Annotated in this window: 19 protein-coding genes and 3 tRNA genes; 7 read left to right on the forward strand and 15 right to left on the reverse strand. The window is 64.3% G+C overall.

Annotation, left to right across the window (positions count from 1 at the left end; translation table 11 throughout):
• The first annotated feature begins 132 nt into the window (after nt 1-132).
• Complete coding sequence (locus tag MTR64_RS03340; RefSeq protein ID WP_243990783.1) at nt 133-1,080, forward strand: NAD(P)H-dependent flavin oxidoreductase; 948 nt, start codon at nt 133-135, stop codon at nt 1,078-1,080.
• On the opposite strand, the gene MTR64_RS03345 is transcribed toward MTR64_RS03340, so the two are convergent.
• From MTR64_RS03345 to MTR64_RS03360, 4 genes are all read right to left on the reverse strand, one after another.
• A complete protein-coding gene (locus tag MTR64_RS03345; RefSeq protein ID WP_268740712.1) occupies nt 1,038-1,601 on the reverse strand; it encodes an AHH domain-containing protein in 564 nt (187 codons plus the stop codon). The genes MTR64_RS03340 and MTR64_RS03345 overlap by 43 nt on opposite strands.
• The gene (locus tag MTR64_RS03350; protein ID WP_243990787.1) at nt 1,602-2,360 is read right to left on the reverse strand and encodes a hypothetical protein; all 759 of its coding nucleotides are present in this window, start codon (nt 2,358-2,360) and stop codon (nt 1,602-1,604) included.
• A gap of 93 nt (nt 2,361-2,453) precedes the next feature.
• Nucleotides 2,454-2,927 carry a flavodoxin family protein gene (locus MTR64_RS03355; RefSeq protein ID WP_243990788.1) on the reverse strand — a complete coding sequence of 158 codons (474 nt, stop codon included), beginning with the start codon at nt 2,925-2,927 and terminating at the stop codon, nt 2,454-2,456.
• Nucleotides 2,928-2,930: 3 nt separating this feature from the next.
• The gene (locus MTR64_RS03360) at nt 2,931-4,145 is read right to left on the reverse strand and encodes a hypothetical protein (RefSeq protein ID WP_243990789.1); all 1,215 of its coding nucleotides are present in this window, start codon (nt 4,143-4,145) and stop codon (nt 2,931-2,933) included.
• A gap of 141 nt (nt 4,146-4,286) precedes the next feature.
• On the opposite strand from MTR64_RS03360, the gene recJ reads away from it, so the two are divergent.
• The 3 genes from recJ (at nt 4,287) to MTR64_RS03375 (ending at nt 6,355) form a co-directional block, all read left to right on the forward strand.
• The gene (recJ, locus tag MTR64_RS03365) at nt 4,287-6,074 is read left to right on the forward strand and encodes a single-stranded-DNA-specific exonuclease RecJ (RefSeq protein WP_243990790.1); all 1,788 of its coding nucleotides are present in this window, start codon (nt 4,287-4,289) and stop codon (nt 6,072-6,074) included.
• A gap of 93 nt (nt 6,075-6,167) precedes the next feature.
• Nucleotides 6,168-6,243 (forward strand) — tRNA-Glu (locus MTR64_RS03370).
• Nucleotides 6,244-6,279: 36 nt separating this feature from the next.
• Nucleotides 6,280-6,355: transfer RNA gene (locus MTR64_RS03375), tRNA-Glu, on the forward strand.
• A 141-nt stretch (nt 6,356-6,496) separates the two neighbouring features.
• On the opposite strand, the gene MTR64_RS03380 is transcribed toward MTR64_RS03375, so the two are convergent.
• Nucleotides 6,497-8,023 (reverse strand): amino acid permease, encoded by a 1,527-nt coding sequence (locus MTR64_RS03380; RefSeq protein WP_243990791.1) that lies wholly within the window; start codon nt 8,021-8,023, stop codon nt 6,497-6,499.
• 122 nt (nt 8,024-8,145) lie between these two features.
• On the opposite strand from MTR64_RS03380, the gene panB reads away from it, so the two are divergent.
• Nucleotides 8,146-9,015 carry a 3-methyl-2-oxobutanoate hydroxymethyltransferase gene (panB, locus tag MTR64_RS03385; RefSeq protein WP_243990792.1) on the forward strand — a complete coding sequence of 290 codons (870 nt, stop codon included), beginning with the start codon at nt 8,146-8,148 and terminating at the stop codon, nt 9,013-9,015.
• 101 nt (nt 9,016-9,116) lie between these two features.
• Nucleotides 9,117-9,620: a flavin reductase family protein gene (locus MTR64_RS03390; RefSeq protein ID WP_243990793.1), complete on the forward strand. Its 504-nt coding sequence runs from the start codon at nt 9,117-9,119 to the stop codon at nt 9,618-9,620.
• A 30-nt stretch (nt 9,621-9,650) separates the two neighbouring features.
• Here MTR64_RS03390 and MTR64_RS03395 read toward each other — a convergent pair whose 3' ends face one another.
• From MTR64_RS03395 to efp, 10 genes are all read right to left on the reverse strand, one after another.
• A complete protein-coding gene (locus MTR64_RS03395) occupies nt 9,651-11,408 on the reverse strand; it encodes a tetratricopeptide repeat protein (protein ID WP_243990796.1) in 1,758 nt (585 codons plus the stop codon).
• 46 nt (nt 11,409-11,454) lie between these two features.
• Complete coding sequence (gene prsR / locus MTR64_RS03400) at nt 11,455-12,819, reverse strand: PEP-CTERM-box response regulator transcription factor (protein WP_243991082.1); 1,365 nt, start codon at nt 12,817-12,819, stop codon at nt 11,455-11,457.
• Complete coding sequence (gene prsK / locus MTR64_RS03405; protein ID WP_243990798.1) at nt 12,819-14,948, reverse strand: XrtA/PEP-CTERM system histidine kinase PrsK; 2,130 nt, start codon at nt 14,946-14,948, stop codon at nt 12,819-12,821. Before prsK ends, prsR begins: the two co-directional genes overlap by 1 nt.
• The gene (locus MTR64_RS03410) at nt 14,948-16,333 is read right to left on the reverse strand and encodes a TIGR03013 family XrtA/PEP-CTERM system glycosyltransferase (RefSeq protein ID WP_243990800.1); all 1,386 of its coding nucleotides are present in this window, start codon (nt 16,331-16,333) and stop codon (nt 14,948-14,950) included. The genes prsK and MTR64_RS03410 overlap by 1 nt, the downstream gene beginning before the upstream one ends.
• 238 nt (nt 16,334-16,571) lie before the next feature.
• Complete coding sequence (locus tag MTR64_RS03415) at nt 16,572-17,888, reverse strand: amidohydrolase (RefSeq protein WP_243990802.1); 1,317 nt, start codon at nt 17,886-17,888, stop codon at nt 16,572-16,574.
• Between the two features lie 66 nt (nt 17,889-17,954).
• Nucleotides 17,955-18,038: transfer RNA gene (locus MTR64_RS03420), tRNA-Leu, on the reverse strand.
• A gap of 103 nt (nt 18,039-18,141) precedes the next feature.
• Complete coding sequence (locus MTR64_RS03425; RefSeq protein ID WP_243990804.1) at nt 18,142-18,336, reverse strand: hypothetical protein; 195 nt, start codon at nt 18,334-18,336, stop codon at nt 18,142-18,144.
• 282 nt (nt 18,337-18,618) lie between these two features.
• Nucleotides 18,619-19,440 (reverse strand): inositol monophosphatase family protein, encoded by an 822-nt coding sequence (locus MTR64_RS03430; RefSeq protein ID WP_243990807.1) that lies wholly within the window; start codon nt 19,438-19,440, stop codon nt 18,619-18,621.
• Nucleotides 19,441-19,483: 43 nt separating this feature from the next.
• On the reverse strand, nt 19,484-19,846 hold the full coding sequence (locus MTR64_RS03435; RefSeq protein WP_243990808.1) for a hypothetical protein: 363 nt from the start codon (nt 19,844-19,846) through the stop codon (nt 19,484-19,486).
• 20 nt (nt 19,847-19,866) lie between these two features.
• On the reverse strand, nt 19,867-20,430 hold the full coding sequence (efp, locus tag MTR64_RS03440) for an elongation factor P (protein ID WP_243990811.1): 564 nt from the start codon (nt 20,428-20,430) through the stop codon (nt 19,867-19,869).
• 138 nt (nt 20,431-20,568) lie between these two features.
• Here efp and MTR64_RS03445 point away from each other — a divergent pair, with 138 nt between their 5' ends.
• On the forward strand, nt 20,569-20,985 hold the full coding sequence (locus MTR64_RS03445) for a hypothetical protein (protein WP_243990813.1): 417 nt from the start codon (nt 20,569-20,571) through the stop codon (nt 20,983-20,985).
• The last annotated feature ends 84 nt before the right edge of the window (nt 20,986-21,069 follow it).

The raw sequence follows: 21,069 nt of genomic DNA on the forward strand, positions 1-21,069 counted from the left end.
CTTGCCACGAAGGTCACGCCTGTTTGCGCACGCGAACCACGACAACGCGATGGCGGTGCGGGGCCGCATACTCGACAGGCCCGATCCGGCGCAGTATGGCGCCATTTAATCGCTCGCTTAAACGGAGAAGAGATGCCCCTGCCCGCGCCGTTCCAGTCGCTGCGCCTGCCCGTGATCGCAGCGCCCATGTTCATCGTCTCCAACCCGGATCTGGTGATTGCGCAAGTGCGCTCGGGCATTGTCGGCAGCTTTCCTGCGCTCAATGCGCGCCCTGCCAGCCAGCTCGACGAATGGCTGCACCGCATCATCGAGGAAACGCAGGACTGCGAGGCACCGTTCGCCGTCAACATGATCGTCCACAAGACCAACAACCGTCTCGAGGAAGACCTGAAGACGCTGGAAAAGTGGAAGGTCCCGCTCGTCATCACCTCGCTCGGTGCCAATGCCGAAGTGAACGCGGCCGTGCACGGGTGGGGCGGTGTGGTGCTCCATGACGTCATCGACAACAGCTTTGCCCGCAAAGCCGTTGAAAAGGGCGCGGACGGCTTGATCGCCGTCGCGGCGGGCGCTGGCGGGCACGCCGGACCGCAATCTCCATTCGCGCTGATGCAGGAGATCCGGGACTGGTTCGAAGGACCGCTGGCACTGTCGGGCTCGATCGCCTGCGGCCGCTCGATCCTCGCCGCGCAAGCCATGGGCGCCGACTTCGCCTATATCGGCACGCCGTGGATCGCCACGCGCGAAGCCAATGCGGTGGAGGCTTACAAGCAGACGATCGTGGACTGCCATGCTTCCGACATTGTCTATTCCAACCTTTTCACCGGCGTGCACGGCAACTACCTGCGCCCGTCGATCGTCGCGGCGGGCATGGACCCCGACAACCTGCCCGAAGGCGATAAAAGCCAGATGAACTTCGGATCGGGCGGAAACATGGAAGCCAAGGCCTGGAAGGACATCTGGGGCGCAGGCCAGGGCATCGGTGCGATCCACGCCATCGAGCCCGTCGCGGACCGGGTGGATGCTCTTGTCACCCAGTATCAGGCTGCCAAGAACGAGTTGCGCGCCCGCGCGGACATATGAGCTTCGGCCGAAGCGTCCGTCGCTCCCCATAGTGCCTCAGCCATGGCATCCAGGCTTGTGAAATCGACGCCCGTGCCAAGCGGATCGCGTCGGTTCAGCACCGCCCGCCGCCTGCCGTTGAGCAGGAACCGGCGCAACGCATGCTGCAGCAGGGCCAGACGCATATGCACTTCCACCGCGGCATCTTCGGGCGAGCGGCAGTGCATCACGGACCATCCCGCCTCGATCTGGCCTACCCGCTCCATCACCATGCCGCTGTAGCATCGGTGCGGCCCGCGGTGGAGCGGCAACCCCATGCGCAAGGCTGCAAGCTCATCGCAAGGCAGGAGCAGGCCATTTGCGCGAAAGTCGTCGAACCGGTAGCGCTTCCCGCCCGCGGCTGCGAACATGCGCGCCAATGCGGGCCGGGCCAGAACCTGCCGGGGCAGAAGGTGATGCCGCTGCATTCCGGCGTCATGGTCTGAGGTGCCCCGGCGGTTGACTGCGCGAAATGGCAGATAGCCTCGCGCAATCCCCGGCATTCAACTATGCGCGCGCCAGACCCAAACCCGCTTTCCCACGCTCGAGGGTTCGGCCAGCAACTCGCCTGCCGCTTGCGTGATCGTATGCGGCTCGGTCAACGGGCCATGGCGCACGAGATAGTCCACCAGCCGGATCGCGAGCTTCACGGAATCGACACGCGCTTCACCTTCCATGGCTTCAAGTTGCATTTCCTGACCGATAAAGTGCGAAAGGCCAGTGCTGGTGACAGTTCCGTCACTCGCGGGCGTCAGCGCGGTCAACCCCAGAGCCGGAAAAGCGCCGCCAGCCAGCCAGTTGAAGACTGCGCCGGAGAAATACCGCGGTTCCATCACGGTCCCGGCGGGAAGCCACAGCACTGCTTGCACCGGCAGCCGGATGGCCAGATTCGCGGCGAGCTGGAACATCGTGCGCAACACCGGTCCAAGTACCGCACCCGCAGCGATGTGGCCCGCCGCGACAAGCCCCACGCCCTCCATCTGCCCGTCGGGAAGTGCGCCCTCAAAGCCATAGGCATGCGGCACGGGATCATGCGGCACGGGTGCAGCAGGGGACAGGCCCCGCAAGTCGAATGTCAGCCCGCTGGCAAGCAATTCCAGCCATCCCTCGGACGGATCGGGTTGGTGGCTGATGCGGACAGCCATGCCCGCGTCTGGAGCGTCCAGCAAACGGGCAATGTCAGCTGCCGCCGGACGCGAGTCCGCACCAAACAGCAGCATCAATGCCGCCTGCCCGGCATCACCTGCCTGAGAACTGGGCAATTCCGGTTTCTCCGCCACCAACGGGAACGCGAAAGAATAGGCACGATTCTCCCTTCCGCGTCGAGTCTGTTTCGCACAGGCCATGCCTGTACGTCAGAATATCCCGAGCGAGAGACCCTCGGCCAGCGCCGCGCCAAGATCCCGGCATTGCAGCAGTGCGCTTTCCGGAACCATCTTCTCCGCCAAGATCTGCTCGGGCGTCTGAGCGCCGAGATTGACGATCAGGGGCTCCGCTACACGTTTCAGCCGCCAGCCGGCAACGATCCGGTCAATCTGACGTTGCGCCCCTTCTCCATCCGATCCCGCCGCGATCACCGTGGCATAGGGCCTGCCTTCGACCCGCCCCAGGAGGGGATAGTAGCAGCGGTCGAACATCTCCTTCATCAGGCCCGACATCGAGGCCAGATTTTCGGGACAGACGAAGACGTAGCCTTGTGCCGCCAGCAGTTCCTGCGGGCTTGCGTCAGCAGCGGCAATCAGGCGCGCTGCTGAGCGCGCGCCTTCATGCACCGCCTCCGCCAGCGCCCGCGAGGCTCCGGTACGGCTATGCCAAACAATCGCCAGCAAGGTTCAACACCCCTGTCCACCGCTCAGCACGCCGCCCAGCATCCCGCCAAGGCCGCGCTTGGGCTTGCAACCGGAATTCGCCGGCTGCTGCGCCCCCATGGCCGATCCCATATCCATGCCCTGCGCCTGCATCCAGCTGGTCGTCGAACGATGGCGGATACGTGCCGTCCATTCGAGGTGCCATGGAGCCTTGGGATCGGCCGGTCGCGGGGGATAGGCAAAGCTCTCCTGCGGACCGAAGGCCGTCAGCGTGCCCATGCGGAAATCGGGGGATGCCGCCGTCACCTCGGCCGGTACCACGCAACTGGTGGTGGCCGGCGCCATCAGCGTGCCGGTCTTGACCAGCGAAGCCGCCTGATCCGGCGAGATCCAGTCGGCGAGACCTCCGCCGAACTGGCGGTCAGCGCTGCTGGTCCACATCACCATGTCGCCCGACTTCCCATCGGGGCCCATCTTGCCGCCGGTCAGGAACGCCAGCCATGCGGTCGCCCCGGAAACACCGGTCCACGACACGCGCGAGGCTCCCGACGGCAAGGCCGCAGTCCTTGCGCTGAGCGGTGCCATGAAATCCTTGGCGAGCGTAAAATCGATCTCGGGCGCATAGGTGCTGACCACCCGGTGCGCGCCGACCAGCGAGCTGTCGGGCTTCACGAACTTGTGATCCTCGGAAGGCCAGCGCGCGAATGTCTTCGAGTTGCCAGCGTTCGGGCCCCAATCGCGGATGACGGCAGAACCGGGCATCCCGGCGGGCATCTGCCCAGCGGCCACCTTTGCGAAATCAATCACCACCGGCTGCCCCTTGGGCGCATGTTCGCCGCAGCCCCAGAAGATCAGCAGCCGCCCCTTGGGTTTTTCCGGAAGCAATTCTGGCTCCGTCGCCGGCTCGCTTTTGGCGGGAGCCGTCAGCGCCACGGACTTCCCGAGGTTGGCAGCAGGCGGCATGAAGTGATCAGCCTTCGCCTTGCCTCCGGTGGGCGCCTGCGCGGACCCAAGGCGCAAATACAACTCGTGCTGGACGTTGTTGCCACCGCCCCCGCCGAACATCATGCCCATGCCGCGGCCCATACCACCGCCCATTGCCCCGAAACCAGAAACAGTACCCGCGCGCATGTCATAGCGCGCGACAGGTGCAGCCTCCCCGGCAGCAAATACAACGGCAGGAATTGCGATTGCCGCGACTGTTAACAGGGCCACCCGCGTCTTTGTAACGAATGACATGCTTCAGGTCTCCTCCAGTTTAACGAACACTCTGTACTTGCGAAGCGCGGGCGCCCCTAGAGCATAATCATTCGCAGAATACCGGGGATCGACGAAACCGCACCTCTTCCCGACGAAGGCGGTGTGGAGTAACGGGAATCCATGGATTCCCGTTCCGCGAATGTCTTCGGTATCGCCCGCTCGCTTACTGGCAAGGCCTGGCGGTGGCGCGGCGGCAACATGGATCTGTCGGAAGGCCCGATGGGTCTTGAAGACGGCATCGTCACCCAGCTCCTGCTTTCGCGGGGCGTCGCGCGCGAGGATCTGGAGCGCCATCGCGTCCCTTCGCTGCGCGCCTTCCTGCCCGATCCCTCCGCGTTCCGCGACATGGACGCGGCGGCCGAGCGGCTGGCGCAGGCCGTCATGACGAACGAGACGGTCACCATTTATGGCGACTACGACGTCGATGGCGCGACGAGCGCCGCGCTGCTGATCCTGCTGCTGCGCCATCTGGGGCACGAGGCCCGCTATTACATCCCCGACCGCCTGCTCGAAGGCTACGGCCCCTCGGGCGAGGCGCTGGTGCGGATTGCGGGCGAAGGATCGAGCCTGATCGTCACTGTCGACTGCGGCGCCATGGCTTACGAAGCCCTGCAGATGGCGCACGAGGCCGGCGTCGACGTGGTCGTGGTCGATCACCACAAGTGCGCGCCTGAACTTCCCCGCGCCGCAGCACTGGTCAACCCGAACCGGCTGGACGAGAGCGCGCTCGCCGCCAGCCATGGCCATCTTGCCGCCGTCGGCGTGGCATTCCTGCTTGCGGTGGCGACGGTCCGCGTGCTGCGTCAGCGCGGCTTCTTCGAGAGCCGCCGCGAGCCGGACCTGTTCGCGCTGCTCGATCTGGTGGCGCTGGGCACGGTAGCGGATGTCGCCGCGCTCCACGGCCTCAACCGCGCACTGGTGGCCCAAGGCCTCAAAGTCATGGCCAGGCGCGACAACGTGGGCATGTCCGCGCTCATCGACGCCAGCCGCCTCAACCGCGCGCCCACGTGCTCCGATCTGGGCTTCGCGCTTGGCCCGCGCATCAACGCTGGCGGACGCGTGGGCGAATCGACTCTGGGCGTGCGCCTGCTCACCACGACCGACCCCGACGAGGCTCGCGAAATCGCGGCCCAACTCTCGCGCCTCAACGAAGAGCGCCGGGCCATCGAGCAAACCGTGCAGGAAGCCGCCGAAGCGCAGATCGAACGCCAGCACAACCGCGCCGTGCTCGTGCTCGCGGGCAAGGGCTGGCATCCGGGCGTGATCGGCATCGTCGCGGGTCGGATCAAGGAAAAGACCGGCAAGCCGACCCTCGTCATCGCGCTCGATGCGGACGAGGCAGGCAATGGCAAAGGATCGGGCCGCTCGATCACCGGTGTTGACCTCGGGGCCGCGATCATCGCGGCCCGCGAAGCCGGCTTGCTGATCGCTGGCGGCGGCCACGCGATGGCTGCGGGCCTGACGATTGCACCGGACAAGCTGGAAGCCCTTTCCGAATGGCTCGATTCGTTGCTCGCTGCCGATATCTCGCGCGCCAGCGCCAATCAGGCGATGTTGCTGGACCTCGCTCTCGCCCCCGGCGGCCTGAACCCGTCGCTGGTGGAGACTCTCGAAAGCGCGGGCCCCTTCGGCATGGGCTGGCCCGGGCCGCGCGTGGCGGTGGGGCCGGTAAAGATCGTCAAGGCCGATGTCGTCGGCGCGGATCACGTGCGGCTGATCGTCGGCGGAAAGGATGGTGGGCGTTTCAAGGCCATGGCTTTCCGGTCTGCCGAATCCGAAATGGGTCAGACCCTGCTCCACGGATCGCAGGGGCGGCACCTGTGGCTCGCAGGCCGTGCAAAGATCGACGATTGGGGGAGCCGTCCGGCGGCCGAACTGCATCTCGACGACGCCGCTTTCGCGGACTGAATCGCCCAATGCAATTTTTATGTAGCACCGGGGGTTGACCCCCCTGCAAGGCGCCGCTAGAGGCGCGGTCCTGCCACCGGCACTGATCGGAATGGCCCCTTCGTCTAGCGGTCTAGGACGCGGCCCTTTCACGGCTGAAACACGGGTTCGAGTCCCGTAGGGGTCACCATCCGATACAGTGCCCGGCAGGCCTGAATGGCCTGTTGGCCCCTTCGTCTAGCGGTCTAGGACGCGGCCCTCTCACGGCTGAAACACGGGTTCGAGTCCCGTAGGGGTCACCATACCGCCGCCCCTCCCTACATACAGATCGAAGTCAGCGGTGTGACAGCCGTGCGAAGATGCACGTGCCCGCCATGAGCGCTGCCCACAAAAAAAAGGGAGCCGTGCGGCTCCCCCTCTCCGTTTTACGGCGAACGGTTCGCTCAGATGGGTGGAACCGGCTGAGGCGGCACGTCCTCATCTTCCTCGTGCACTTCAACGTGACCAAGACCCACGTGGCTGCGGCTGCGGCTGTAGGCGAAGTAGACCACCAGCCCCACGGCGGCCCAGCCGACGAACATCAGCTTCGTCTCGAGGCCCAGGCTCCAGAACAGGTAGACGCAGCCCAGAATCGCGATCGGTGCCGTGATCGTGATCGCCGGCGTACGGAACGGACGATGCCGGTCCGCGTCGGTCTTGCGCAGCACCATGACCGCGATCGACACCGCGGCGAAGGCGAACAGTGTGCCGGAGTTGGAGATGTCCGCGAGGATCCCAACCGGAAAGAAGGCCGAGAACAGCGCCACGAACACACCGGTAAGGATCGTTATGACGTGCGGGGTCTTGTAGGTCGGGTGGACCTTGGAGAAAACGGCGGGAAGCAGGCCGTCACGGCTCATCACGAAGAAGATGCGAGTCTGGCCGAACATCATCATCAGGATGACCGAGGGCAGCGCCAAACCGGCCGCAAGGCCGAGCAGGTTGCCGATCTGCGGCCAGCCGATTTCACGCAGGGTCCAGGCCAACGCCTCCTTCGAACAGGTCACAGCCTCGTGGCCGGACGCGGCCAGAGCGGCGCACTGCTGCGAGAGCGCCGTCGAGCCGGGGGCAAGCACCTGACCGGCCGGGCCATAGACCGGCTGCGCGCCGACAGTGCCGATCACACCAGCGGCGACCAGCATGTAGAACACGGTGCAGATGGCCAGCGAGCCGATCAGGCCGATCGGCATGTTGCGTTGCGGGTTCTTGGTCTCTTCCGCCGCGGTCGAAACCGCATCGAAGCCGACATAGGCGAAGAAGATCGAGGCCGCGGCGGCCGAGATGCCCGAGAAGCCGAGCGGCGCGAACGGCGAGAAGCCGTCCATTTTCATGACCGGGACCGAGAGCACGATGAACAGCGTCAGCGCCGAAACCTTGATGGCGACGAGGATGGCGTTGACCGTGGCGCTCTCCTTGGTGCCGATGACCAGCAGCCAGGTGACCAGCGATGCGATCAGCATGGCAGGCAGGTTGACCATGCCGCCATCAAACGGACCGCGCGTGAGCATGTTCGGTATGTCCATGTGAAATGTATGTTCGATCAGTCCGACGACATAGCCAGACCAGCCGACCGACACCGCGCCTGCCGCAACCGCGTATTCCAGAATGAGCGCCCAGCCCACCATCCAGGCGATCAGTTCGCCCATGACCGCGTAGCTGTAAGTGTAGGCCGAGCCCGAGACCGGGACCATGGCTGCCATCTCGGCGTAGCAAAGGGCTGCTACGGCGCAGACGAAACCGGCGATCACGAACGATAGCATCATGCCGGGACCAGCCTTCTGGGCAGCCTCGGCGGTGAGAACGAAGATACCGGTACCGATAACGGCGCCGATACCCAGCATGGTAAGTTGGAAAGCACCGAGCGAGCGGTGCAAGGATTTCTTTTCAGCCGTCGCCAGAATGGCATCAAGCGGCTTTACGCGTCCAAACATGCGTGGATCCCCGGAATTCTTGGATGGCGTGACGCTAACGACATGCGAACGCATGGCAAGAGCGAATGGCGCGCCACTCCCCAGCTTTGCAGATTTTCGCTGCGCTCGCTAAGACGCTGTCCATGTCCACGACTTTCCAGCTCGACACCGCGACCAGCCGCGCCAATCCCACCCCCGCGCCGATGAAGCGCCTGACCGTGCCAGCAATCCAGCGCCGCAAGTTCGAGGGCAAGACCAAGGAACCACTGGTGATGCTCACTGCCTATACGGCGCGGCAGGCGCAGTTGCTGGACCAGCATTGCGACATGCTGCTCGTCGGGGATTCGCTGGGGCAGGTGATCTACGGGCTGCCCTCGACGCTGCAGGTCACGCTCGACATGATGATCGCCCACGGCGCCGCCGTCGTGCGAGGCAGCTACCATTCGGTCGTCATCGTCGACATGCCTTTCGGCGCCTACGAAGCCAGCCCGCAGCAGGCATTTTCCGCCGCCAGCCGGATCATGGCCGAAACCGGCGCCGCCGCGGTCAAGCTCGAGGGCGGGCAGGCGATGGCCGATACGATCGCCTTCCTCACGCAGCGCGGCATCCCGGTGATGGCGCACGTCGGCCTGACCCCTCAGGCGGTGAACGCACTGGGCGGGTATGGTGCACGCGGTCGCAGTCAGGAAGAACACGCCAAGATCATCGCCGATGGTCAGGCCGTCGCCGATGCCGGGGCCTTTGCCATGGTGGTAGAGGGCGTGGTGGAACCTATCGCCATTGCCCTGACCCAAAGTGTCGAAATACCCGTGATCGGTATCGGCGCCTCGGCCCAGTGCGACGGGCAGGTTCTGGTGACCGAAGACATGCTGGGTATGTTCGAACGCGTGCCGCGCTTCGTGAAGAAATACGGCGACATCGCCGGATTCATCTCGGACACCGCCGCGAAATATGCCGAGGAAGTGCGCGCCCGCACTTTCCCGGGCCTGGAGCAGACCTATCAGCCTAAGTAGGAGTTCAGGCAAAGCCTCCCGATCCCCGGCGACACATCCCTTATTGCGAATCCTCTTCGCAACACCCTAAGGTTGCGGGAAAGCAGGAAGAGGATGCACATATGGACCCCGCAACGAAGAAGACCGTGCTTCGAATGATCCCCTACGGGATCTACGTCATGACCGCGAAAGGCGCTGACGGCCACCTGACGGCCGCAACCGTCAACTTCGTGACACAAACCTCGTTCGCGCCTCCGCTGATCGTCGTCGGCGTCAAGGTGGACTCGGGCTGCCACCTTGCTGCGAAGGAATCCGGGCAATTCGCGCTCAACATGCTGGGCAAGGGCCAGCAAGGCGCTGCCTTCGCTTTCTTCAAGCCAGCCGAGGTCGAGGATGGCAAGCTGTCCGGAGAGCCCTTCCGCCCGGGCGAGAACGGTGCACCGATCATCGACAGCGCCATCGCCGCCGTGGAATGCAAGGTGTCCGAGATTGCCGCCGTGGGCGATCACCACGTCATCATCGGCGAAGTGACGCAGGTCCATCTCCACAAGCACCCGGAAGGGCGTCCCGACGCCGCCATTCTGGAAATGAAGGATCTGGGCGAGAACGTCTTCTACGGCGGATGAGGCAAGTCCGCCCGGATACGGCCGCCGGGCTCAGCCGCTCGTCTTGAGCAAGGCCCGGCGCGCCTCGGCGATCAGCGGCGTGTTGCCCGACAGCGCCTGCGCCTTGTCCAGCAAGGCCTGCGCATCTTCGCGACGAGTACCGGCCGCCACATAGCTGAAACCGAGCGCCTGGGTAGCCAGAGGGCTGGAACGCTGCAGACGGTACGCCGTCAATGCACTGGCACGTGCTGCTTCGGGATCGCCCTCTCTCGCCTGAACCAGTGCCAGATCGGACCGCAGCCGCACATCGCGCGCACCACCGTTATCGCGCAGCCAGCTCAGGATCACGTCCGCGCGGTGCAGGTCGCCGGTGCCGATCGCGAGCCGGACAGCCGCCCGAAGGGCCGCACGGCTGGTAGGGTTCTGGCGCAAGTACCCTTCGACCAGGTCGCGTGCACCGGAATAATCGCCGGCCATCGCAAAGGCTTCGAACCGTCGCTGAAACAGGCTTTCGGGCATGCGGATCGAACTGGCAGCGGCATAGCGTTCCTGCGCCGCTTCCGGGTTTCCAAGCGCCAGTTGCACATCCCCGGCAAGCGCCTGATTGTCGTAGAAATCCGGGTCGGCATTCCTGGCCGATTCCACAATGTCCTGTGCCTCTGCACCCTTGGCCTCGGCCAGCAACTCGCCGATGCGGCCCTGATGCGGCACGACCCGCAGCACCGGCATCTGCGCGCGCGCAGCGCGGTCCAGCAAATCCCCTGCATGCATCCTGTCGCCCAGCACTTCATAGCTGCGCGCGACGACCGTCAGCAGGTAGGGTGAGGCATCACCGCTCGCAAGTTCGTCCGCAAAGCGCAGCGTGACGTAGCGGTACTGGCCGGCAAGATAGATCGCGCGGGCCAGCAGATTCTTGGCCTCCCGGCAATCCGGCTGCATGCGCAGCGCCTCTTCCAGCGCATCGCCGGCCAATTCGTAGTTGCCTGCCGCGATTTCAACGGCGCCGCGCAGTATCTGTACTCCGGGCAATTCGTCCAGTTTGTCACCGGTGCGCAGCAGCAATCCGCGCGCAAGTTGGTAATTGCCCGCGCGCGCCGCGATCACGGCCTGCAGGTAGTAGGCCCGCGGGTTCTTCGGACTGAGGTCAAGAACCCGGCGGGTCACCGTCACCGCGTCGCTCGCGCGGCCCAGGTCGCCCAGTGTTGCCGCATAGTCGAGCAGGACCGGGACATCCTTCGGATCGTGCAGCAAGGCCTTCTCGAACCACGGCAGGGCCGCTCGCAGGCCATAGCGGTCGCGCACCAGCTGGCCGCCGAACTGGAGCGCGCGGACATTGGCGGGATCGAGTTCGAGCGCGTGTCCGGCCGCTGCGATCGCCTTCCGGTGCTCCCCGCCCGCATAGCGCAGGCGCCCGATCTCGACCCACAGCGAGGCATCGCTGGGGATGAGCTTCATTGCCTTGTCATAGGCCCGGCCGGATTCCGGCAAGTGGCCCTGCAACTTTTCGAGCAGGCCCAGTGCGCGCCAGCCATCGGCTTCTGTCCCGTGTGCAAATGCGCCCGGCGCCAACCAGTCTCGTGCCTTGTCGAGATCGCCCTGTTCGATGAACGCCTTGCCCATCCAGGCCGCGACATCACGCCGGGCCGCCCCGCTTGCGAGCGCCGCGCGCAGCTTCATTTCCGCATCGATGCCGTCGCCGCGATTCAGCGCCGCGCGCGCCGCGTCGATCGGCGCTTCGCTGGCCGGGCGGTCGCCAAACCCCGGAGTGGAATGCAGTGCAAGCGGCAACGCCAGCGCAGCAAGCGCCATGGCAAGCCGCGCCTTCCCCCGCCCGGCCTTCCCCTTTTGGGACCGGTCAGGGCTGGAGGTCGTACTGCTTGAGCAGGTCATAAAGGGTAGGCCGGCTGATCCCGAGCATCTTGGCCGTGCTCGATATATTACCCTCGCTGCGGGCCAGCGCATGGCGGATGACCTTGCGGTCCGCCTGCTCACGCGCGGTCTTCAGATTGAGCGCCTTGATCACCTGCTCGTCGGGCCCGGTGAGATCGAGATCGGCAGCGCAGACAAGCTTCTCGTCAGCCATGATCACCGCGCGCTTCACCCGGTTTTCCAGTTCACGCACATTACCGGGCCAGGCCCAGGCGTCGATCGCGGCCAGCGCATCGGATGCAAAGCCGCGCACGCGGGGGTTCATTTCCTTGGCATAGCGGTTGAGGAAGGCCTTGGCGAGCAAGGTGGCATCGCCAGGCCGCTCGGCCAGGCTGGGGATCTTCACCACGATCTCGGCCAGGCGGTAATAGAGATCCTCGCGGAAGCGTCCGTCGGCGATCATCGTCTCGAGGTCCTGATGCGTGGCGCAGACGATCCGCGTGTCCACCGGGATCGATTCGCGCGAGCCTACGCGCTCGATCACCCGCTCCTGCAGGAACCGCAACAGCTTGACCTGCAACTGCAGAGGGATGTCACCCACTTCGTCTAGGAACAATGTGCCCCCGCCCGCCTGTTCGATCTTGCCCGGCGTGGTCTTCACGGCGCCGGTGAAAGCGCCCTTCTCGTGCCCGAACAGCTCACTTTCCAGCAGGTTTTCCGGGATCGCGGCGCAGTTGATCGCCACGAACTCCCCCTTGGCCCGGTCACTGGCATCGTGAAGCCCGCGCGCCAGCAGTTCCTTGCCGGTGCCGCTAGCGCCCAAAAGCATGACCGAGACATTGGTATTGGCAACGCGTTCGATGGTCCGCGCGACGCGAACCATTTCCGGCGCGGCGGTGATCATGCGGCCGAGCACTTTCTCGTCCTTCTCCACCTTGGCGGCGAGACGGCGGTTTTCGTCCTCCAGCCGGTACAACTGGAGTGCACGCCGGACGATCAGGCCCAGTGCGTCAATGTCCACCGGCTTCTGATAGAAGTCGTATGCTCCGCGGGCGATCGCCTGCAGCGCGCTTTCGCGCGCGCCGTGGCCGCTGGCAACGATCACCTTGGTATCGGGTTTGAGCGCCATGATCTCGTCTAGCACGGCGAAGCCTTCGCTCACGCCGTCAGGGTCAGGCGGCAGGCCCAGGTCAAGCGTCACCACATCAGGCGACTCCGCACGCAGCAGTGCCAGCGCGCTGGCACGGTCTCCGGCCACGAGCACGTCGAAGTCCTCGTAGGCCCACTTCAACTGGGCCTGCAGCCCGGCGTCGTCTTCCACGACGAGGAGTTTGGGACGGATCCCGGTCATCATGCCACCTTCTGGTCCTGGCTGCTCATGGTCTGAAAAATGTCGGATGCGGCGGAAATGGGGACGTAGACGAGGAACCGGGATCCCAGCCCTTCGCGCGATTCCACTTCGAGCCGGCCGCGCATCGCCCGCACCAGTTCGCGCGCTTCGAAGGCACCGATGCCGAAGCCGCCGTTCTTGGTAGAGACAAACGGCTTGAACAAGCGGTTGCGCACGAATTCGGCGCTCATGCCGCAGCCGGAATCGAGCACTTCGAAACGCGCCGTGAGCCCCTCGACCGTCAGCGAGAGAAACACCGGGCTTTCCGGCTTGCTGGCATCGATGGCGTTCTGGACGAGATGCACCAGCACCTGCTCCAGCGAATGACTGTTCGCGGTGACCTCTACATCCACGATCTGGGCCAGCACCACCTGTGGATTGGCGCGAAAGCGCTCCATGACCGATGCGACGACTTCGCTTGCACGGACCTGTTCCAGCTTGTCCACTGCGCCGTTCCCGTAGCGCGAAAGGCGGGCCAGCAGCGCATTGAGCTTGTCCGAAGAATTACGCAGCGTCACCAGCATGTCGGCGCGGAAGGCAGGCTTGTCGGCATGAAGTTCGGCATTGCGGGCCAGCAGGCTGAACTGGCTGGCCAGGTTCTTGATGTCGTGCATCACGAACGCGATGCGGCGGTGGAAATCCTCGAACCGGCTCGATTCAGCAAGCGCCTGCTGGCTCGCGTTCTCGGCCAGATAGCTCGCGACCTGCTGGCCGAACACGCGCAGCAAATCGAAATCCTCCCAATCGAACTTGCGCACGATCTGCGGCCGCGCCAGCACGACCATGCCGACGAGGCGTTCGTAGTGCACCAGGGGGATCAGGGCCCAGACCCGCGCATCACCGGTCAACCAGGCCGGAACCTCTATGTCAGCTTCCGGCAAGGCAAGGCCCGCACGCAAATCGTCGAGATCGGCAATATACCCGGTGCGCTCGAAATAGGTCTGGGCGTGCAGGGGAAATGCAACAGCGGGCACTTCGATCTCGGGCCAGTTCCACCGTGCGGCAAGGGTCAGATCGCCCTGCTCGCCCGGCGTCAGCAGAAGCCCTGCCGGGCTTTCGAAGATATCAGCCACAGATTGCACCACGCGCTCTCCCAGAGGCGAGGCCTCGGATCCGCGACTGCCGATTGTCCGGGTGAAGCGCAGCCATTCCTCGCGGTAGTCGTAGCGGTGCTGAAAGAAATGCTTGGTCAGCGTGACCTTGAGCCAGCCACGTACACGCCGCGAGGGCAGCACCACCAGCGCCACGGCGCTCGCCAGCGTCAGGAACGCCAGTTCGATCAGACGGGCGAAATTGCCCCCCGCGTAGGACAGCCACTGCGCCACTGCCACCATCGCCACGAGATAGAACCCGATCACCAGCAGCGAGAATGTCTGGAACGTCACCGCGCGCGACGGCCGCAAGCGCAGCGCATCGCGGTTGCTTGCGGCCGCCAGTGCGAAACAACCAGTCAGCACAAGCGTGGCCACGCCCCGGAATGCCGCGATCTCGACAGGCCACCGGGCTGCCAGATAGGCGATCGTGTAAAGGTTGAGATCGAACGCCCAGAGTACGGCAAGTCCCACCGCAGGCCAGCGCAGAGCCGGGCGCACCTCTCGTGGTGCCCCCGCATAGAGGTTGTGCACCAGCACCAGCCCGCCTACAGTCACGAGAAGGCGGAACAGCACGTTGAAATCGAACGCGAACTGAAGCAGTTGTCCGTCAAGCGCAACGCGCGACAGGGCAAAGTCCACGCCCAGGTGGAGCATTTCGACGAAAGCCAGCGCCGCAATCACCGGACGGATCGGTGCAATGGTGGCGTGACGTCCATCACTGGCGAACAGCCGGTAGACCACGACGAGCCAGATCAGGTTGCGCGCACTTTCCGCGACCGACGGCAGGAAGACACCGGACACCACGGCAGAGGCCGAAGCGACGGTCAGGCACCAGCCCGCCGTCACGAACAAGGCCGCCGGGATCACGCCACCGGCACTGCCGAACCGTTCACGCCGCGGCCAGAGCCATATCGCAAGGGTCGCCAGCGCAATCGCGCCAGTCAGGTCGAATGCGACCCCGACAGCCCCCCAGAGACCGGTTGCCTCCTGCCCCATCAGCGCGCGCCCTCGCTCCACAGGACGACCCGCAGGGTCTGCAGGATGATCAGGAAGTCCAGGAACGGCGTGTAATTCTTGGCGTAGTAGAGATCGTATTCGAGCTTGTTGCGCGAATCCTCCAGTGAGGCGCCGTAGGGATAGTTGATCTGGGCCCAGCCGGTGATTCCGGGCTTCACCATGTGGCGCTCTGCGTAATAGGGGAGCCGTTCCTCAAGATCTGAAACAAATTCCGGACGTTCCGGACGGGGCCCGACGAAGCTCATCTCTCCCTTTAGGACCGTCCATGCCTGCGGCAGTTCGTCGATGCGGACCTTGCGGATGAACTTGCCCACGCGCGTGACACGCGGATCGTTCTTTTCTGCGTACTTTGCGCCCGCTGCCTCTGCGTCGGTACGCATCGAGCGCAGCTTGATCACATCGAAGTGCTGGCCGAACAGGCCAACGCGCGACTGACGGTAGAAAGCAGGCCCTCTGCTGTCGATCTTCACCAGCAGCGCGAAAAGCAGGATGAGCGGGGCGGTCAGTGCCAGCAGCAGCGCGCTTGCCGCGATGTCGAACACGCGCTTCGCCGCACTGGAGACAGCCCGCCCGGACGAGAAACCGTCCGAAAAGATCAGCCAGCTGGGATTGACCGTATCGAGATCGACGCGGCCCGTTTCCCGTTCGAGGAAGCTCGAGAACTCATTGATATGGAGTCCCTCGGTCTTCATCCGCAGCAGGTCCTTGAGCGGTAGCGAATTGCGCCGCTCTTCAAGGGCCAGAACCACTTCGCTGACGCCAAGATTCTCCACGAAACGCGCAAGATTGGGGATCGCCGCACGCGGGATCGCTTCCTCCACGACAGGCGCCGCTTCGCTCATGCCAATATAGCTGACGATAGCGAACCCGCTCTCGGGCCGGTCCGACAATTCGCGCAGCCGCTGTGCCCGGTGCCCTGCCCCCAGAACCAGGACCCGGCGGCGAAAGGCCGACGTCCCCAGGAAGCCGCCCAGAAAGAGGCGGTTGAGGACCAGCAGGACGATCGCAAAGGCCATCGAATAGGCCAGTGTCGAGCGCCAGAAGTTCTGCGACCCGACCAGGAAATCGACAAAGGACAGCGCGATCACACCCAGCGAGATCGCCACCAGAAGGCGCGCGGAAGCGAAGCGCATGGAACGCAGGGCATCCGCGCCGTAGACTCCTACCGCTACCATCGAAAGCACAATCACGCCCGCGAAAGCGGCGTGCATCCCCAGCCGATCATCCAGCTGGCCCAGCGCCATGCCGATCTGCTCCGCGCGCAGGCGCCATGACATCTCGTTGGCGCCGATCAGCAGCATTACGTCGACCAGCCAGAGCAGGACAACCGCGTGGGGTATGTAATGTTTGAAAAGACGAATCATCGCCGAACGCGCCATCCTCCGGGCCGCTTTGGAGCTTGCGATCCTGACTAGGCCAAAGGCGTAAAATGTCGGTAAATCTGACAGCGACTATAAATTCAGCCGCATTTCGGGTGGCATACTGCGGAAATTTTTGTCCGAAGCGTCGGTTATTCTTACATACTGGCCCGGAAACCTGCCGCACTGCCCCTGCCGGAGCACAACCCGGCGCTAACCATAGCTCGTTACCAATGCCCGCGCTTCACTTAGGCATGAGGCGCATCGCGGTCAGTGTCAGCGCCTCCGATGCGGATGCGATCACCTTGTCCGCTTCGGGAGCCCAGAACGGGCTGTGCAGCGAGGGCAGCGGCGGGCCTCCGGCCCTGGCGGCCGCGAGCTTGTCTGCAGGCGAGCCTCCAACCCAGAAGATGATCGACTTGATGTTGTCCTCGTCAGCGCGGCGGAATTCACCGAAGTCTTCACCACCCATCACCGAAGGTGTGATTACCGCGCGATCCTTGCCCATCTTCTGCTGCAGGTAATCGATCGCTTGCTGCGTGAATTCAGGTGAGTTGTAGGTGGAGCGCGTGTACGGCTCCGCAACCGTGACTTCGGGCATCAGATCCTTGGGTATGCCAGAGGCGATAGCTTCTCCCTCGACGATCCGCCGGATGCCCGAAAGCAGCTTTCGGCGTGTCTCGTCGGAATAGCTGCGCACGGTCAGCTCCAGCTTGGCCCGGTCCGAAATGACATTGTGCTTGGCCCCGGCATGGAACGAACCCACCGTCACCACGACCGGATCGAGCGGATCGATCTCCCGGCTGGCGAGCGTCTGCAGTTTCATCACGATCGCACTGGCCAGCACGATCGGGTCCTTCGTCATGTGCGGGTAAGCGCCGTGCCCGCCCACACCCTTCACCAGAATGTCGACGCTGTCGACATTGGCGAGCGCCCAGCCCTTGGCCGCGCCGACCACGCCCGAAGGCAGTTCGGGGGTGTCATGGAAGGCCAGCGTGTAATCCGGCTTGGGAAAGCGCGTGTAGAGTCCGTCCTTGAGCATTTCGACGGCGCCGAGGCCCATCTCCTCCGCAGGCTGGCCTATCATCACCAGCGTGCCGGACCAGTCCGCCTTGTGTGCTGCCATGAGCCGTGCGGTCTCGATCCACGCTGTCATGTGGGTATCGTGCCCGCAGGCATGCATGATACCACTTTCCACACCAGCGGTTGAGACGCCGCGCTGTTTGGAAGCGAACGGCAGGCCGGTCTGCTCGGTCACCGGCAGTGCATCCATGTCGGCGCGGATCAGGACCGTGGGACCGGTGCCGTTCCGCATTACCGCAACCACGCCGGTCTTGCCGACCTTTTCAGTCACCTCAAATCCAGCCTCTCGCGCCGCCCTGGCCATGATGGCAGCGCTGCGCAGTTCCTGAAAGCTGAGTTCTGGATGCGAATGGAGGTCGCGGTAGATCTCCATGAGGCCAGGAAGATCGGATGCAATCCTGTCAGGAACGGCCCCGGCATGAACGGTTGCAGGAACAGCGGCAGCAACAGCAAGTGCAGCAAGGGAGATCAATTTCATGGGACGGCAGGCTAAGTGGACAGTCCAGCGTCCGCAAGCCATCAATCGTGGCACTGCCAACGGCAGTGGTGCCCCTGGCCCGACTCGAACGGGCACGCCTTGCGACAAACGATTTTGAGTCGTTCGCGTCTACCATTCCGCCACAGGGGCACGGAAAGCCGGCCGCCCGCTTAGCCGTGCGTCCTCCGCCATTCAAGAGGGCTTTGCACGAACCCGCCGAATGTTCCGAACAGTGCGCCGGAACCCGACGAATTCAGAAAGTCCAGTCCATCGCCACGTGCAGCAGCTTGGACTTCATCACGCCTTTGCGTGAGCCGTAAGTGCCAACCTCGAAGCGGGGACCGCCCTCTACCGGCTGGTACTGCCAGCGGATCTTCACCTTTTCGCGGCGAATTTCCTCGCCATCAGACGAAACCTTCTGGCGCGCCGCATCCATGGTCGGGCTCAAAGGGGGCAATACCGTCGTGCTCAGGTCAAAAGCCGGCGTCGGCGTTGTTACCGGCGCCAGCGTGGCGGCAACAGCCCCAGCCGGTACAGCCTGTGCATGGGCCAAGCATGGCCCGAACACGGCGCCCGGCGCCAAGATAGTGAAAGCCCAGCCCCTGTGTCCCATGCGCGCCGCCATTCGGCACAAACGGGGAAACTACCGCGTCAGTTGCGTGGCATTTCGGAGACACGCGCCATCCTTACGACGAAGCGCCCGTCAAGCACGACGAACAGAGACACCACTTCAGTCCTTCAGTGCGTTCGCCACGATCTTGTGGAGGCGCGAGTGCAGCGCATCGTTACCGGCAAGGATCTCGGTGTCGCAATACGGCTGCGAACGACCCTTCCAGTCGGACACGAAACCACCGGCCTCACGCACCAGCAGGCAACCTGCCGCCGTGTCCCAGGGCTTGAGATCGGATTCCCAGAACCCTTCATACCGGCCCGCCGCGACCCATGCGAGATCGAGCGCAGCTGAGCCGAAACGACGGATTCCCGCTACCTGCGGCGCGATCGCGTTATAGATCTTCGCCCACTGCCCCACATCGCCATGCCCCTGGAAGGGAATGCCGGTGGCGATCAGGCTCTCGTCAAGGTGACGGCGCGACGAGACGCGCAGGCGCCGGTCCTGCAGCCAGGCACCGCGCGATTTCTCGGCCCAGAAGCTCTCGTCGGTGATCGGTTGGTAGACCAGTCCGGCCGTCACGTCCCCCCAGCCCTTCCCGTCAAGACGCGGCTCCTGCACCGCGATCGAGATCGCGAAGTGCGGCAAGCCGTGCAGGAAGTTGGTGGTGCCATCAAGCGGATCGACGATGAAGCGCGGCTTGGTGGGATCACCCTCGATCTCGCCAGCTTCCTCGAACAGGAAGCCCCAGTCCGGACGCGCAGCGCGCAGTTCGTCCCAGATCGTCCGCTCCGAGGCCTCGTCGGCCTTCGAGACGAAATCCGATGGCCCCTTGCGGCTTACCTGCAAGTGCTCGATTTCGCCGAAGTCGCGGCGCAGACGGCCGCCCGCCTTGCGGGCAGCCTTTTCCATGACGCGGATGAGACCGGAAATTGCGGCCATGACCTGTTCTTTACTCCTGCTGCCGGACCGGGTCCGGTCTGACTTAGCGGCCCTTGGCCGGGTTGCTGGATGCGGCCGCCTGCGGGTTGTAACCGCAAATTCGGACCATGACGCCCAGCAGCTCGCTGGGGTTGTCCTTGTGGATCTTGCCGGGGTTCTCGGCGATCACCTTGTCCATTGATTCGGTGATCTGGCCAAGCGAGTTGTTGTAAAGGCAGCCCACCAGAGCGCCCTTGACCGGCTGTTCGACCTTGTCGGACTGAAGGCCACTGATCAGCACCTTCAGATAAAGCATCGCATCCTGAACTTCGGCCTTGTTCGCCGGTGCCTGGGCCGGAGCCTTGGCAGGCGCCGCGGCCAGCGCGCTGGTGCCGGGCAGAGCTGCAGCCAGCAGCGCCGAAGTCATGATCTTTGCAATAGTCCGCATCAGTCAGCCTTTCGAATGTATGCCTTCTCGTACACGTCGACCACGATGCGGGTGCCGCTTTCGATATGCGGCGGCACCATGACTCGCACACCGTTGTCGAGCACGGCGGGCTTGTAGCTGGACGAAGCTGTCTGTCCCTTGACTACCGCATCAGCCTCAACAATCGTCGCTTCGACCTGTTCGGGCAACTGGACGGAGATGGGCCGTTCTTCCCACAGTTCGAGCAGAACCTGCATGCCATCCTGCAGGAACGCCACGGCATCGCCGAGCAGGTCGGAGGGAAGCTGGATCTGGTCGTAGGTTTCGATGTCCATGAACACCAGCTGGTCGCCTTCGACGTAGAGGAACTGGAAGTCCTTGGTGTCGAGGCGGACCTTCTCGACCGTGTCGGCGCTGCGGAAGCGCACGTTGGTCTTGCGGCCGTCGATCAGGTTCTTCATCTCGACCTGCATGAAGGCACCGCCCTTGCCGGGCTGGGTGTGCTGCGTCTTGGCGACCTTCCAGATGCCTTTTTCGTATTCGAGAATGTTACCGGGACGAATGTCGACGCCGCTGATCTTCATGGTTGTGGCCTTCGATGGGAAAGAGCTAGTGGGTCCGGGCCGCATCCCGCACATCGGGAACCGCCCTTGGAAGCCTGCGCCCTTAGACGAGGCGCGCGGGCATGGCAATTGCTTCGCGCCGGTGCTAGCTGAAGCGCCATGAACCGCGCTCCCAAGTCCGACGCCGAGCCTCGCGCCGCTCTGCTGGCCACCCTGCTTGCCGTAGCAGGCGTCCCGGTCGTCACCGCCTGCGCCGCCAGTGCACCTCCGCCGCCCGTGCCCGGTGGCCGGATCGATACGCTCGCGCTGGGTCATTACACCTGCGAACTGCCGGGCGATGCCGGCGGCCCCTCGGGCACGCCGATGCCGGAGTACGACTTTCGAATCGTCAATGCTTCCAGCTACAAGGCCGGCGGCATTCGCGGCAGCTATCTGTTTGCCGGCGATCGCGTGGTTATGACGGGGGGCAAGCTCAAGGGGCTCACCCTTCGTCGCATCTCCATCGGCTTTCTACGCCAGATCGCCGAAGATGGCAGCGATGGCCCCATGCGCTGCGTCCGCACGTCGCGCTACTGAGCGCATCCTCGCCCGCTGATCGCCCCCACGGTTTGCACCCCGGCGCCGGGGAGAATAGCTCCTGAACGGACAAACCGTTTGGGA

Source organism: Novosphingobium album (ex Hu et al. 2023), from assembly GCF_022832385.1.
GTDB lineage: Bacteria > Pseudomonadota > Alphaproteobacteria > Sphingomonadales > Sphingomonadaceae > Novosphingobium > Novosphingobium album.